General features: G+C 70.5%; 10 protein-coding genes. 5 read left to right on the top strand and 5 right to left on the bottom strand.

Features of this window, described 5'->3' with window-relative positions:
- Nucleotides 1-159: 159 nt before the first annotated feature.
- The 4 genes from MKK63_RS02030 to MKK63_RS02015 all read left to right on the top strand — a co-directional run bounded on the left by MKK63_RS02030 (nucleotide 160) and on the right by MKK63_RS02015 (nucleotide 7,754).
- On the top strand, nucleotides 160-3,438 hold the full coding sequence (locus tag MKK63_RS02030; RefSeq protein WP_243998224.1) for a DUF2126 domain-containing protein: 3,279 nt from the start codon (nucleotides 160-162) through the stop codon (nucleotides 3,436-3,438).
- Nucleotides 3,439-3,451: 13 nt separating this feature from the next.
- Nucleotides 3,452-5,989 carry a circularly permuted type 2 ATP-grasp protein gene (locus MKK63_RS02025; protein ID WP_243998270.1) on the top strand — a complete coding sequence of 846 codons (2,538 nt, stop codon included), beginning with the start codon at nucleotides 3,452-3,454 and terminating at the stop codon, nucleotides 5,987-5,989.
- Nucleotides 5,990-6,104: 115 nt separating this feature from the next.
- Nucleotides 6,105-7,004, top strand: coding sequence for a transglutaminase family protein (locus MKK63_RS02020; protein WP_243998268.1), 900 nt, complete (start codon nucleotides 6,105-6,107; stop codon nucleotides 7,002-7,004).
- Between the two features lie 279 nt (nucleotides 7,005-7,283).
- Entirely contained in the window at nucleotides 7,284-7,754 is a 471-nt protein-coding gene (locus MKK63_RS02015) for a hypothetical protein (RefSeq protein WP_243998223.1), read from the top strand.
- Nucleotides 7,755-7,853: 99 nt separating this feature from the next.
- On the opposite strand, the gene MKK63_RS02010 is transcribed toward MKK63_RS02015, so the two are convergent.
- The 5 genes from MKK63_RS02010 to MKK63_RS01990 all read right to left on the bottom strand — a co-directional run bounded on the left by MKK63_RS02010 (nucleotide 7,854) and on the right by MKK63_RS01990 (nucleotide 11,708).
- Entirely contained in the window at nucleotides 7,854-8,465 is a 612-nt protein-coding gene (locus MKK63_RS02010) for a pyridoxamine 5'-phosphate oxidase family protein (protein ID WP_243998222.1), read from the bottom strand.
- A 7-nt stretch (nucleotides 8,466-8,472) separates the two neighbouring features.
- Nucleotides 8,473-10,173 (bottom strand): lysine--tRNA ligase, encoded by a 1,701-nt coding sequence (locus MKK63_RS02005; RefSeq protein ID WP_243998220.1) that lies wholly within the window; start codon nucleotides 10,171-10,173, stop codon nucleotides 8,473-8,475.
- A 129-nt stretch (nucleotides 10,174-10,302) separates the two neighbouring features.
- Nucleotides 10,303-10,581: a type II toxin-antitoxin system RelE/ParE family toxin gene (locus MKK63_RS02000; protein WP_267427177.1), complete on the bottom strand. Its 279-nt coding sequence runs from the start codon at nucleotides 10,579-10,581 to the stop codon at nucleotides 10,303-10,305.
- Nucleotides 10,578-10,805 (bottom strand): hypothetical protein, encoded by a 228-nt coding sequence (locus MKK63_RS01995; RefSeq protein WP_243998218.1) that lies wholly within the window; start codon nucleotides 10,803-10,805, stop codon nucleotides 10,578-10,580. Before MKK63_RS01995 ends, MKK63_RS02000 begins: the two co-directional genes overlap by 4 nt.
- A 78-nt stretch (nucleotides 10,806-10,883) precedes the next feature.
- Nucleotides 10,884-11,708, bottom strand: a complete 825-nt coding sequence (locus MKK63_RS01990) for a transporter substrate-binding domain-containing protein (protein WP_243998265.1) — start codon at nucleotides 11,706-11,708, stop codon at nucleotides 10,884-10,886.
- Nucleotides 11,709-11,973: 265 nt separating this feature from the next.
- Here MKK63_RS01990 and MKK63_RS01985 point away from each other — a divergent pair, with 265 nt between their 5' ends.
- A complete protein-coding gene (locus MKK63_RS01985; RefSeq protein ID WP_243998216.1) occupies nucleotides 11,974-12,783 on the top strand; it encodes a hypothetical protein in 810 nt (269 codons plus the stop codon).
- Nucleotides 12,784-12,816 lie beyond the last annotated feature (33 nt).

The following is a 12,816-nucleotide window of genomic DNA, read 5'->3' as shown; positions in this document are numbered from 1 at the left end:
GCCGATCAAGCGGGGCTGCGGGGCAAAGTTCCTGCCAGACAGCCGGGCCGCCGCACGGAAATTGCTTGTCGGTGGGTGTGTATCGCATAACTGCGCGGTTGGGTCCGGCGCCAGGGACCGGCATCGAGAACCGCGTTCGATCCTTTCGACGGAGCCATCGTGTCGATTAAAGCCGCCCTGCACCACGTCACGCATTACCGCTACGACCGGCCGATCAGCCTCGGGCCTCAGGTGATCCGCCTGCGCCCGGCGCCGCACGCGCGGACCAAGGTCCCGGCCTACGCGCTGACGGTGACGCCCGCCAACCACTTCCTGAACTGGCAGCAGGATCCGAGCGGCAACTGGCTCGCCCGGCTCGTCTTCCCGGAGAAGACCGACGAGTTGAAGATCGAGGTCGATCTCACCGCCGACATGGCGGTGATCAACCCGTTCGACTTCTTCGTGGAGGACTACGCCCAGACCCATCCCTTCGCGTATGACGCCGATCTCGCGGAGGAGCTGGCGCCCTATCGCCTGCCGGTCGACGCCGAGTGCCCCGAGATGGAGGCGCTGCTGGGCCGGCTGCCCGAAGAGCCCAACACAGTCCAGTTCCTGGTGGCGCTGAACGCCCAGATCGCCGGGGAGACCGCCTACGGCGTCCGCATGGAGCCCGGGGTCCAGACCCCCGCCGAGACGTTGCGGCTCAAGAGCGGGTCGTGCCGCGATTCCGCATGGCTGCTCGTGCAGGTGCTGCGCCGGATCGGTTTCGCCGCCCGGTTCGTCTCCGGCTACCTGATCCAGCTCGTGCCCGACACCACTGCGGTCGATGGCCCCACGGGAGCCTCGGCGGATTTCACCGACCTGCACGCCTGGGCCGAGGTCTACCTGCCGGGCGCCGGCTGGGTCGGCATGGACGCGACCTCGGGTCTGCTCACCGGCGAGGGCCACATCCCGCTGGCCGCGACGCCGCACTACCATTCGGCCGCGCCGATCTCGGGGGCGATGGAGCCGGCCCAGACCACCTTCGACTTCGCGATGAGCATCACCCGCGTCGCCGAGACGCCGCGGATCACCAAGCCGTTCTCGGAGGCGATCTGGACGTCCATGGACGCGCTGGGCGAGCGGGTCGATGCCGACCTCGCGAAGCAGGACGTGCGGCTCACCATGGGCGGCGAGCCGACCTTCGTGTCGGTGGACGATTTCGAAGCCCCCGAATGGAACATCGCCGCGGTCGGCCCGACCAAGCGCGGCCGCGCCGACGAACTGATCCGGCGCCTGCGCGACCGGTTCGGCCCCGGCGGGCTGCTCCATTACGGCCAGGGCAAGTGGTATCCCGGCGAGAGCCTGCCCCGCTGGGCCTTCGGGCTCTACTGGCGCAAGGATGGCAAACCGATCTGGCGCAACCCGGACCTGATCGCTCCGGAAGTTGCCCCCGGGGAGGAGGGAACGGCCACCATCGCGCAGGCCAAGGCGCTCGCCGACGCGCTGGCCCGTCGCCTCGGCCTGTCCGACTACGTCTTCCCGGCCTTCGAGGACGTTGAGCTCTGGGAGAAGAAGGTCGCAGCGCTGCCGGTCAACGTCACGCCGGCCGACGCCAAGTCCGGCTCGGTGGAGTTCGATGCGCGGATCAAGCGGGTCTACGCGCGGGGTCTCGGGGAGGCCGCGGGCTACGTCCTGCCGCTGGCCAGCCTGCCCACCGGCAAGGACGGCGATGCCGATCGGGTCTGGATCTCGGAGACATGGGAGTTCCGCCGCGGTGCCACCTTCCTGGTGCCGGGGGACTCGCCGTTGGGCTTCCGCCTGCCCCTGTCGTCCCTGCCCTACGTGCCACCGGAGCATTATCCCTACTACCAGCCGCAGGATCCCCTGGAGCCCCGCGCCGCGCTGCCCGACGGGCATCCCGGCGAGACGACCGTCAACGGCTCGGGCATCACGGGCGTGGCCGTGCGCACGGCGGTGTCGATCGAGCCCCGGGACGGGGTGGTGCGGGTGTTCATGCCGCCGGTGCAGCGCGTCGACGAATACCTCGAACTCGCCGGCCATCTCGAAGCGGTCGCCGCCGGGCTGAACCTGCCGATCCAGATCGAGGGCTACGAGCCGCCCTACGACCCACGGATCGGCATGATCAAGGTAACGCCCGACCCAGGTGTGATCGAGGTCAACGTCCACCCGGCCGCCTCCTGGCGGGAGGCGGTCGACATCACCACCGACCTCTACGCCGAGGCCCGCCAGACCCGGCTCGGCGCCGAGAAGTTCATGGTCGACGGGCGCCACACCGGCACCGGCGGCGGCAACCACGTGGTCATGGGCGGCGTCACGCCGGACGATTCGCCATTCCTGCGCCGGCCCGACCTGCTCAAGAGCCTCGTGCTCTATTGGCAGCGCCACCCTGCCCTCTCCTACCTGTTCTCGGGCCTGTATATCGGCCCGACCAGCCAGGCCCCGCGCATGGACGAGGCCCGCCATGACGGGCTCTACGAGCTGGAGATCGCGCTGGCGCAGATCCCGGCCCCCGACGCGCCCAACATCCCGCGCTGGCTGGTCGACCGGGTGTTCCGTAACATCCTGGTGGACGTCTCCGGCAACACCCACCGGTCCGAGATCTGCATCGACAAGCTCTACTCGCCGGACGGGCCGACCGGCCGCCTCGGCCTCCTGGAATTCCGCGCCTTCGAGATGCCGCCGGACGCGCGGATGAGCCTCGCGCAGCAGCTCCTGCTCCGCGCCCTCGTGGCGTGGCTTTGGCGCGAGCCGCAGACCGGGAGTTGTGTCCGCTGGGGCACGAACCTCCACGATCGCTTCATGCTCCCGCATTTCCTCTGGTCCGACTTCCTCGGGGTGCTGGAGGATCTGCGGGCGGCAGGGTACGCTTTCGATCCCGTCGCCTTCGAGGCGCAGGCCCTGTTCCGGTTCCCGGTCTTCGGCGCGGTGGAGCATGGCGGCGTCCGGATGGAACTGCGCCAGGCGCTGGAGCCCTGGCACGTGATGGGCGAGGAAGGGACAAGCGGGGGCACCGTGCGCTTCGTCGACAGCTCGGTCGAGCGGCTGCAGGTCAAGGTCGAGGGCTTCGTGCCCGAGCGGCACGTCATTGCCTGCAACGGCCGTCGCCTGCCCATGACCTCCACCGGCCGCGGCGGCGAAGCCGTGGCGGGCCTGCGCTTCAAGGCGTGGCAGCCGGCCTCCTCGCTGCACCCGACGATCCCGGCGCACGCACCGCTGACCTTCGACATCCTCGATGCCTGGAGCGGGCGCTCGCTCGGCGGCTGTCGCTACCACGTCGCCCATCCGGGCGGGCGCAACTACGAGACCCACCCGGTCAACGCCTACGAGGCGGAGGGGCGGCGCCTCGCCCGGTTCCAGCCGCACGGCCATACCCCGGGCCAGGTCGCGATGCCCCGGCCGGAACCGAGCGCGGAGTTTCCGCTGACCCTCGACCTGCGCACGCCGGCTCCGCAATGATCGGGGGGCCGTGATGGAGGCGGCGCTCGCGGAGAGCCTCGCCCGGGCCGAGCCGGCGGAGGACCCGCTGGCGCGCGTCGCCCGTTGGGCCGCGGGCTACCGGCCGGTCCCCGGGCGGCCGGACGAGTTCCTGGGGCCGGACGGCCAGCCCCGCGGGGCCTGGCCGCGCCTGCTCGACCGCCTCGGCGGCCTGACCGAGACGGAGATCCTGGCCCGCTTCGTCGCGGCGGAGCGGCACATCCGGGACGCCGGCATCTCGTTCCGCATCGCCGGCGACCAGCGCGAGCATCCCTGGCCGCTCGGCTGCCTGCCCCTGGTGATCGAAGGCGCCGAATGGGCTTCGCTGAGCGCCGGCATCGTCCAGCGCGCGGAGCTGATGGAGGCGATCCTCGCCGACGTCTATGGCGATGGAAGGCTGGTCGAGGAGGGGCTGCTCCCCGCCGCGATTGTGGCCGGCACGCCCGAATTCCTGCACCCGCTCCACCGGGTCATGCCCCCCGGCGGCCACTACCTGAAGCTCTACGCCGCCGATCTCGGCCGGGGACCGGACGGGCGCTGGCAGGTGCTGGCCGACCGGACGCAGGCACCCTCGGGCCTCGGCTGGGCGCTGGAGAACCGGATGGTCCTGGCCCGGACCTTCCCGGACCTCGTCCAGGACCTCCATGTCGAGCGCCTGCCGGCGTTCTTCCAGGCGTTTCGCGATGGGCTGACGCTGGGCGCCGAGCGGATCGACCCGCGGATCTGCCTGCTGACCTCCGGCCCCTACAGCAGCACCTATGTCGAGCAGGCGGCGCTCGCCCGCTATCTCGGCCTGATGCTGGTGGAGGGCGACGACCTCGTCATGCAGGATGGGCGCCTGCACGTGCGCACCGTCTCGGGCCTGAAGCGCGCCGACGCCGTGTGGCGCCGGATCGATTCCGACTTTCTCGATCCCCTGGAGCTGAACCCGGCTTCGCGGCTCGGCGTCCCCGGTATTCTCGAGGCCCTGCGCAACGGCTCCCTGGTGGTGACCAACATGCCGGGCTCGGGGCTCGTGGAGTCGGCCGCGCTCGCCCCCTATCTCGACGGCATCGCCCGCCGGATCTTCGGCGAGCCCCTGCGGCTCGGCCATCCGCGCACGTGGTGGTGTGGCGACCTCGAAGGCCTCGCGCACGCGCAGGCCAACCTCGACAGCCTGACCCTGCGCCCGGCCGCGACGCCCCAGCGTGGGGCGGGGCGCGACGCGATCCTAGCGGGCCCCGTCCTGGCAGCCGAGCGGGAGCGGGTGGTGGCGGCCCTGCGCGATCGACCGTTCGACTACGTCGCCCAGGAGGCCGCGCCGCTCTCGACCATGCCGGGCTGGGAGCGCGGCCCGGACGGCCTCTCGCTGGCGCCCCGCCCCTTCGTTGTCCGGGTCTTCGCCACGCGGACGCCGCTCGGCTGGCAGGTCATGCCCGGGGGCTTCTGCCGGGTCGCGGAACGCGAGGATGTCGATCCGATCGAATTGCGGCTCGGCATCCGCTCGGCGGATGTCTGGGTGCTCTCGGAAAAACCGGTCGCCGCGCCCGCGATCGGTCTGCACGCGGCACCGCGGGTGCGGCGGGTCGGCGGACACCTCCCCGCGCGGGCGGCCGACGGCCTGTTCTGGCTCGGCCGCTACCTGGAACGCGCCGAGGCAGTGATCCGGCTGGTGCTGGCTCATCTGCGCAGCGTCGGCGACGCGGTCGGGGCCGATATCTCGGGCGCCCTCGACACGCCGGCCGCCCTGGCTTTGCGGGCCCTCCTGTACGAGTGGGCCACCATCGGCGCGGCCGATCTGCCCACCGCCCGCCTCGCCCAGGAGGCCCTGGCCGGGCGCGAGCGGCCGGGTTCGGCCTGGGCCCATGTCGAGTCGGCCCGCCGCAACGCCGCCGCCTTGCGCGCCCGCCTCTCCGGCGAGGCCTGGAGGGTGCTCGCCGATCTCGGCGAGTCCCTCTCCCTCGACACCGGGTGGGCGCTGGCCGAATCCCAGCTCGCGGGCCGCGCCGAGCGGGCGCTGAGCCAGCTCGCGGCTTTGTCCGGCCTCACCCACGAGAACATGAGCCGGGCGGAGGGCTGGCACTTCGTCGAGCTCGGCCGGCGGATCGAGCGGGCGGTCAACACCTGCACCTTCGCGCTCGCCTTCGCCAACGACGAGGCGACGCCGGGCTGCCTCGGGGTGATGCTGTCGCTCTGCGACTCGCAGATCAGCTACGGGCGCCGCTACCTGCAGGGTGCGGCCCTCGATCCCGTGCGCGACCTGGTGCTGCTCGACCCCTACAACCCGCGCTCGATCGCCTTCCAGGCGGAGGCGATCACCCGCCACCTCGCCGACCTGCCGGCGCTCGCCGCCGACGGTATCCCGGAGCCGCATGTCCGCCTCGCCACCCGGATCCTGGCGGAACTGCGCAGCGGCAAGGCCGCCGATTTCGATGCCGTGCGCCTGACCGCCCTGGAGACCGACCTCGAACGCCTCGCCGACGGGATCGCGGCGCGCTACTTTCCGACGGGCCCGAACGCGCTGCGCCCGGAAAAACTGACGGGGCTGGCGTGATGATGGGCGTTCTTGACGCTGTCGCTTCAAGAACAATCCGCAGCACGAGCTGCGACGCGCCTTCGCTCTTGCCGGCGTCCACGGGCGACAGACGTCTCACGGCATGGCCGCCGGGATGATTTATACGCTGCGCCACCGCACCACCTACCGCTACGGCCGGCCGGTGCGCTTCGCCCGCTGCACCCTGCGGCTCAAGCCGCAGGACGGTGAGGGCCAGAGCGTGCTGGCGAGCGCCGTCACGATCGATCCGAGCCCCGCCACTGCGGTGACGCGGCACGACTATTTCGGGATCGACGCGCTGGCGATCACCCTGGAGACGCCCCACACCGTCTTCAGCGTCGAGGCGCTCTCCACCGTGCGAGTCGAACGCGCGGCCCCGCCGCCGCCGGAATCCGGGACGGCCTGGGAGCGGGTCCGCGACGCGGTGGTGGCCGGGTGCGATCTCGGCGGCCGGGCGCCGGTGCATTTCCTGTTCCCAAGCGGCCGGGTGCCGCTGCTGCCCGAGGTGACCGCCTACGCACGGCCGAGCTTTTCAGCCGGCCGCAGCGCCTACGGAGCGGCCCATGACCTGATGCTGCGGATCGGCAGGGACTTCCGGTTCGATGCCCGCGCCACCAACGTCTACACGCCGCTCTCCGAATCCTTCGCCCTGCGGGCCGGGGTCTGCCAGGATTTCGCCCACGTGATGATCGCGGGCCTGCGGGGCATGGGCCTGCCGGCGGCTTATGTCAGTGGCTACCTGCGCACGGTGCCGCCGCCGGGGCGCCCGCGTTTGCGCGGTGCCGATGCGAGCCACGCCTGGGTCGCAGTCTGGTGCGGCGCGGGCTGGCTCGGCCTCGACCCGACCAACGGCGTGCCGGTGCGGGACGACCACATCGTGGTGGCGCGCGGCCGCGACTACGGCGACGTGGCACCGCTGGACGGCATCGTCAGCGGCTCGGGCAAGCAGCGCCTCAAGGTCGAGGTCGATGTAATCCCCGATACCGAGACGCAGGATCTGGCGCTGGTGGGGTAAGGGCCCTCCGACCCGCACGCCCAGCGGCCTGATTCCGGCAGCGGGTCGGCTCATCCTCCATGCCGGCACGTGTCCTCCAATGCCGGAAGGTGCCCGACCAAAGTCAGGCCAGATACCGAAGATCGATCCCCAAGGCGGCGCACGGTCAGCGCCAAGAAACGCAGTGCGGAAGGCTATTTCTCTCCGGATGGCGTGCTGTTAAATCATGGCCCCGAGGCATGAGAGCGGCTGACGCCGCCAGGATGACTTGGAGTCTTCATGGCAAGGCGGCGACTCGGCTTGACCGCATCGACGGTCGTGGGACTTTCGCTCGCCGGGCCGGCGTCGGCGCAGACCGAGATGCAATGGGCCCGGCGCGATGGCGAGGGAACCATCCTGCTCGCTTACGAGGCGCCGGAGACCGACGACCAGAGCCTCGTGCTGATCTGCGACACACGAAGCCGCCGGTTTACCGTCTCCTACATCGATGGTCGGGACCGGACGCGTGACGGGACGCGAGCCAAGGTCGTGTTCGCGTCCGAGGGCGGCAAGCTCGCTTTGCCGATGCGCGCGCAAAAACAGGAACTCGACGACACCATCATCCTTAAGGCCGAGCCGGCTCTGAGTCCCGAATGGGTCCGTATTCTGTCCGGCCAGACACTCCGCATCACACTCTCGGATGACACGGAATCGATCCCGCTGGCCGGTGCCCGAAAGGGAGTCGCCGCCCTGGCTGCCGGTTGCAGCCGGGAGGGAGCCGCAGCGGAGTAAGCTTCGGCCCCTGAAGGCTGAGCTGAAACCGTACGGGAGCGGATCGGGTGCAACCGTTCCACGAAGGCGTCCGGACTGCAGCGGCGCAGCCCGTGGACCTCACCACATCGTCTTGGCCGCCCGTCCCGGCCATTCCGCATCGTAGCGCTGGCCGCCGACTTCACCCGCGGTCAGCGCGGCCAGGATCGCCCCGGGGGTTGGCAGGCTCGCTTGATCGACCCGGGCCTCCGGATCCCACAGCTTGGCCCGGATGATCGCTCGGGCGCACTGGAAGTACACCTCCGCGACCGTGATCACGATTGCGGTGCGCGGCACGTGGCCGTCGACGCTGAAGGAGGCGAGGAGGTCCGGATCGGCCGAGATCACCGCCCGCCCGTTCACCCGCAGCGTCGTGCCCGAGCCCGGGATCAGGAACAGCAGGGCCACCCGCGGATCGCGCACGATGTTGCGCAAGGAATCGATCCGGTTGTTGCCGCGCCGGTCCGGCAGGATCAGCGTGTGCGGATCGGCGACCCGCACGAAGCCCGGCCGGTCCCCACGGGGGCTGCAATCGAGCCCTTCTGGGCCGGAGGTCGCCAGTACCGCGAAGGGCGAGGCCGCGATCAGCGCCGCATAGTCCGGCGTGACCGAGACCGCCACCTTCACCGTGGAGGCGGGCGCCAGGGGTGCGTGGTAGATCGCCTCAAGGGCGGCGAGGCTGTCGACGATCATCGCAGGCTCAGGCCGCATTCTTGCCGGCCGTGAAGGCCTCGTGCTCGGCCACCAGCGCGCCCGACAGGGCCGCCGCGATCAGGCCCCGCGTCTCCTCGACGCCGTAAAGGGCCACGAAGGAGCCGAACCGGGGCCCCCGGGCCTCGCCGAACAGCACGTTGTAGAGGCTCGTGAACCACGCCTGCGACACGCCGGGCCGCCCGTCCGGGCTCTTGGCCTTGCCGGACGTGTCGGGGAAGTGGCGCCGCCCGACCTCGTAGACCGCTGCCTGCAAGGCCTCCGGATCGGTGGAGCCGGCATGGTCCGCCAGCGTCTCCGACAGATCCTCCAGGGCCGCCCGCTCCTCGGGGGTCGGCGCCCGATAGGTCTTGGCCGGCCGCACGAAATCCGAAAAATACGTCAGGGCGTGGACCACCAGCCGGTCGAGGCCCGGATGGGTCTCCGGCCCGGTCCGCGGCGCGTAGCGGCGGATGAAGCCCCACAGCACCGCCGGATCCTCGGTGTTGGCCACCGCCGCGAGGTTGAGCAGCATCGCGAAGGTCAGGCTCGCGCCCTCGACCCGCTCGGGCTCGGGCGGGGTGCCGGCGTGCAGGTGCCAGACCGGGTTGCCGAGCCGCAGCTTCGTGTCCTGGCCGGCGTAGCGGTCGAGGAAGCCGATATACTCGTCCACGTGCCGCGGGATCACGTCGAAGAACAGGCGCTTAGCCTCGCGCGGCTTGGTGTACATGAACAGGCTCAGGGATTCCGGCGTGCCGTACTTGAGCCAATCGTCGATCGTCAGGCCGTTGCCCTTCGACTTCGAGATCTTCTGGCCCTTCTCGTCCAGGAAGAGTTCGTAGTTGAAGCCCTCCGGCGGCTCGCCCCCGAGCGCCCGGGCGATCCTGCCCGAGAGCTTGACCGAATCGATCAGGTCTTTGCCGGCCATCTCGTAATCGACGCCGAGCGCGACCCAGCGCATCGCCCAATCGGGCTTCCATTGCAGCTTAGCGTGGCCGCCGGTCACCGAGGTCTCGTAGCGCTCGCCGGTGGTGGGATCGCGCCACACGATGGTGCCGCTCTCGGCCTTCACTTCGTCGATCGGCACCTGCATGACGTGGCCGGTGACCGGGTGGAGCGGCAGGAACGGGGAATAGCTCGCCGAGCGCTCCGCGCGCAGCGACGGCAGCATGACCTCCATCACGGAATCGTAGCGCTCCAGCACGCGTAGCAGCACCGTGTCGAACACGCCCGCGCGGTAGCATTCGGTGGCCGAGCGGAACTCGTAACTGAACCCGAACGCGTCGAGGAAGCGGCGCAGTTCGGCGTTGTTGTGCGCCCCGAAGCTGTCATGGGTGCTGAACGGGTCCGGCACGCGGGTGAGCGGCTGATTGAGATGGGCGGCCAGCATCTCGCGATTCGGCACGTTGTCGGGCACCTTGCGCAGCCCGTCCATGTCGTCCGAGAAGGCCATCAGCCGGGTCGGCACCGCGTCGCGGGTGAGCACCCGGAAGGCGTGCCGCACCATGGAGGTGCGGGCGACTTCCCCGAACGTACCGATATGCGGCAGGCCCGAGGGGCCGTAGCCGGTTTCGAACAGCACTTCTTTCTTGCCGGTCTTCTCAAGCCGCGCCACGAGCTTGCGCGCCTCCTCGAAGGGCCAGGCGGCGGCGGTGGTGGCGGCCTCGATGGTGTCGGGATCGAGTGTCAGGGCTGGGGGAGCGGGGGGCATGTCTTCTGGGATGAGCGCGAATTGGGAGCGCGCACCCTAGAGCGGTTCGCACCGGAGCGGAACGCCCGGCGGTGCAAGGCGGGGATTCAGGGCCGCGGACCAGAGGCGACACGGCGCCTCCGCTGGCGTTCAGGTTTGCGGCTGCCGAGCGGTGTGTCGAATCCCGAGGACGATGATCTCGTCATCGGCAACGCGATAGGTGATGGCATAGGGATACGGACGTGCCGCGACGGGCCTGATGCCGCCGCGGGCGGTCATCGAACCCACGAAGGGATGGTGCAGCAGAAGATCCATGAGCGCTCGCAGACGCTTCTGCACACGACGAGCCCCTTGCGGGTTCCGCTGGGCGCAGTAGGCGAGCACGCTATCGAGCTGGTCGGCCAAGGGGCGGATTAGACGCAGTCTCACAGCCCATGCTTGGCCCAAATGGCGCGCACCTCCGCATCCGTGGCGTAGTCGCCACGTGCAGCCGCAGCTTCGGATTCGTCGAGTTCCGCCTCCTCCTCCGGCATAAACCGATAGACGGAAGCCCCATCATCCACGATGGCCAGCATCAGCCGGGCAATCTCGTCCTGCATCTCCGGTGCGAGGACCCGTGCCTTCGCCACGGCCTTCTCGAGCAGATCCGTCATGCGCCGCTCCTGATCCATGGAGACCCGACGCCGTGCAGGATTCCCGCTTCGCGCTTCCAGTGGAAGCCTTGGTGTGTCTCAGAACGGGCTAACCGGAAAGAACCGCAGGTACAATTCGGTGTACTTGCCGTCGTCCCAGACCCGCTGGAGCGCATCGTCCAGGGCGCGCGAGAGGGCCGCGTCCTCCGGGCGGGTGATCAGGCCGATCCCCTCCCCAAAATAGCGGTTCTCCAGGTAGTCGCCGCCGGTGAGCGCGCAGCAATTCTCCGCGTCCTGGCCGCCGACATAGAGGGCGAGGTTGAGGCCGTCGGCGAAGAGGTAATCGATCTCCCCGCGCTTGAGCGCGCCCTCGGCCGCCGTCAGGTCGGTGAAATCCTTCGGCACCGCCTTCGGGAAGAACGCCTTCAGGTAGGCGGCATGCGCGCTGCCGGCCATCACCCCGACGCTGCGGCCGGCGAGTGCCGCAGCCGAGGGGACCGGCAGGCCCTTGTCGGTCCGGGCCGCGAAGCGCGCGGCCCATCGGAAATACGGGCGGGTCGCCAGGAATTTCTCGCGCAGGCCCGCCGTCAAGGGGATCGCGGCGGCGACCACGTCGCCCTGCTTGGTGTCCAGCGCGTCCAATAGGGTGTCGAAGCGGCGCGCCTGAACCGTGCAGGTGATGGCCAGTTTCTCGCAGACCGCGCGGGCGAGTTCGACCACGAAACCCGTCGGGTTGCCGTCTGGGCCGGCGAAGTGCAGCGGCGGGAACTCGTCGTCGGTGAGGAAGCGGACCGCCCGGCCGGTCTGGGGGGCCTCGACCCGCTCGCCGCGGCTGCGCGGATTCCAGAAATTCGGCACCGTGACGACGGGCGTCGCAGCCTGACTCTCCGCCGCCGCGGCGCTCCGTGGCGGCCCGCCCCACACAATGCACAGGGCGAATGCGAGCACGGCCGCCGCGAACCGGATGGGACTGCACCGTCCGCCGTGCCGCGCCGCGCGGGCGTTCCCCGGACGAGACGCAAGGTCAGCGCAAGAGAGCGGGCTTAGACTGGGCCTTAGAGCCGCCTTTGAGCGCGCCACATCCGTGGGCGCTTCCGAGAGGTGGGCTGTGCTCCGATCGGAGCGTGGGGACAGGGACTGGCTCACCCGCCGTCCCTATCACGTCCGGGGGCCACCGGGGGAGCGTGGCGTGCCGTTCCATCGCTCGTCGGCAGGGCCGGGGGGCCTGCCGCCGGAGATCGCCTTCCTGCGGGGGGAGGGAGTCGAGAGCCGGCTGCTGATCCGGGCCGCCGCCGACGCGGCCAAGGCCGGCACAGATGCGGCGACCGCGCTGCTGAATGCCGGCCTGATGGAGGAGGCGGCGTATTACCGTGCCCTCGCCCGGGCGCTCGGGGCCCCCTATCTGGCCGGCCCGATCCGGTTCGGTCCGGGCCTGCGCTTTCCCGAGAGTCTGGTCACCGGTCTCGCGCCGCTGGCCTCTGACTCGGCGGTGCCCTGGGTGGTGGCGCCGCGCGGCCAGATCATCGCGAGCCTGCTCGGCAGCCCACGCCGGATCGGCCCGGTGGCTATCACCAGCCCGACCCACCTGCGCGAGGCTGTGTTCGCCGCGATCCCGAAGCGGGTGGCGGATTACGCCACACAGGATCGCGCGTGGCACGCGCCCGGGCAGGCGAATGCGCGCGAGTCCGCCGTCTGGTGGTTGCTGGTCCTGGCTCTCACGCTCACCGCCGGGCTCTCGCTCTGGGCCGCACTTCCGGCGCCGCTCGCCCGCGCGGCGGTGCTGATCGTGCAGAGCCTGTTCCTGGCCCTGACGACCGTCCGCCTCGCAGCCCTGGCGATCGCGGCCCCGATCACGGCTGCGGTGCCGCCCCTCACCGATTCCGCCCTGCCGGTCTACACCGTCCTGGTCCCCCTCTACCGGGAGGCCGCGGTGGTTCAGGCGCTGCTGCGGGCGCTGGCGGCGCTCGATTATCCGGTATTATGCAGCAACCTCACCTAAAAGCGTTGAGGTCGATTGACGATTTCAGTACTT

Source organism: Methylobacterium sp. J-088, from assembly GCF_022829295.1.
Lineage (GTDB): Bacteria > Pseudomonadota > Alphaproteobacteria > Rhizobiales > Beijerinckiaceae > Methylobacterium.
This window is presented reverse-complemented; position numbering and strand designations above follow the sequence as displayed.

Coding starts and splice junctions, on each gene's coding strand:
- MKK63_RS01995 (WP_243998218.1), bottom strand. CDS start 10,805: ATGACGGATCTGCTCGAGAAGGCCGTGGCGAAGGCACGGGTCCTCGCA.
- MKK63_RS02010 (WP_243998222.1), bottom strand. CDS start 8,465: ATGATCGTCGACAGCCTCGCCGCCCTTGAGGCGATCTACCACGCACCC.
- MKK63_RS02025 (WP_243998270.1), top strand. CDS start 3,452: ATGGAGGCGGCGCTCGCGGAGAGCCTCGCCCGGGCCGAGCCGGCGGAG.
- MKK63_RS02005 (WP_243998220.1), bottom strand. CDS start 10,173: ATGCCCCCCGCTCCCCCAGCCCTGACACTCGATCCCGACACCATCGAG.
- MKK63_RS02020 (WP_243998268.1), top strand. CDS start 6,105: ATGATTTATACGCTGCGCCACCGCACCACCTACCGCTACGGCCGGCCG.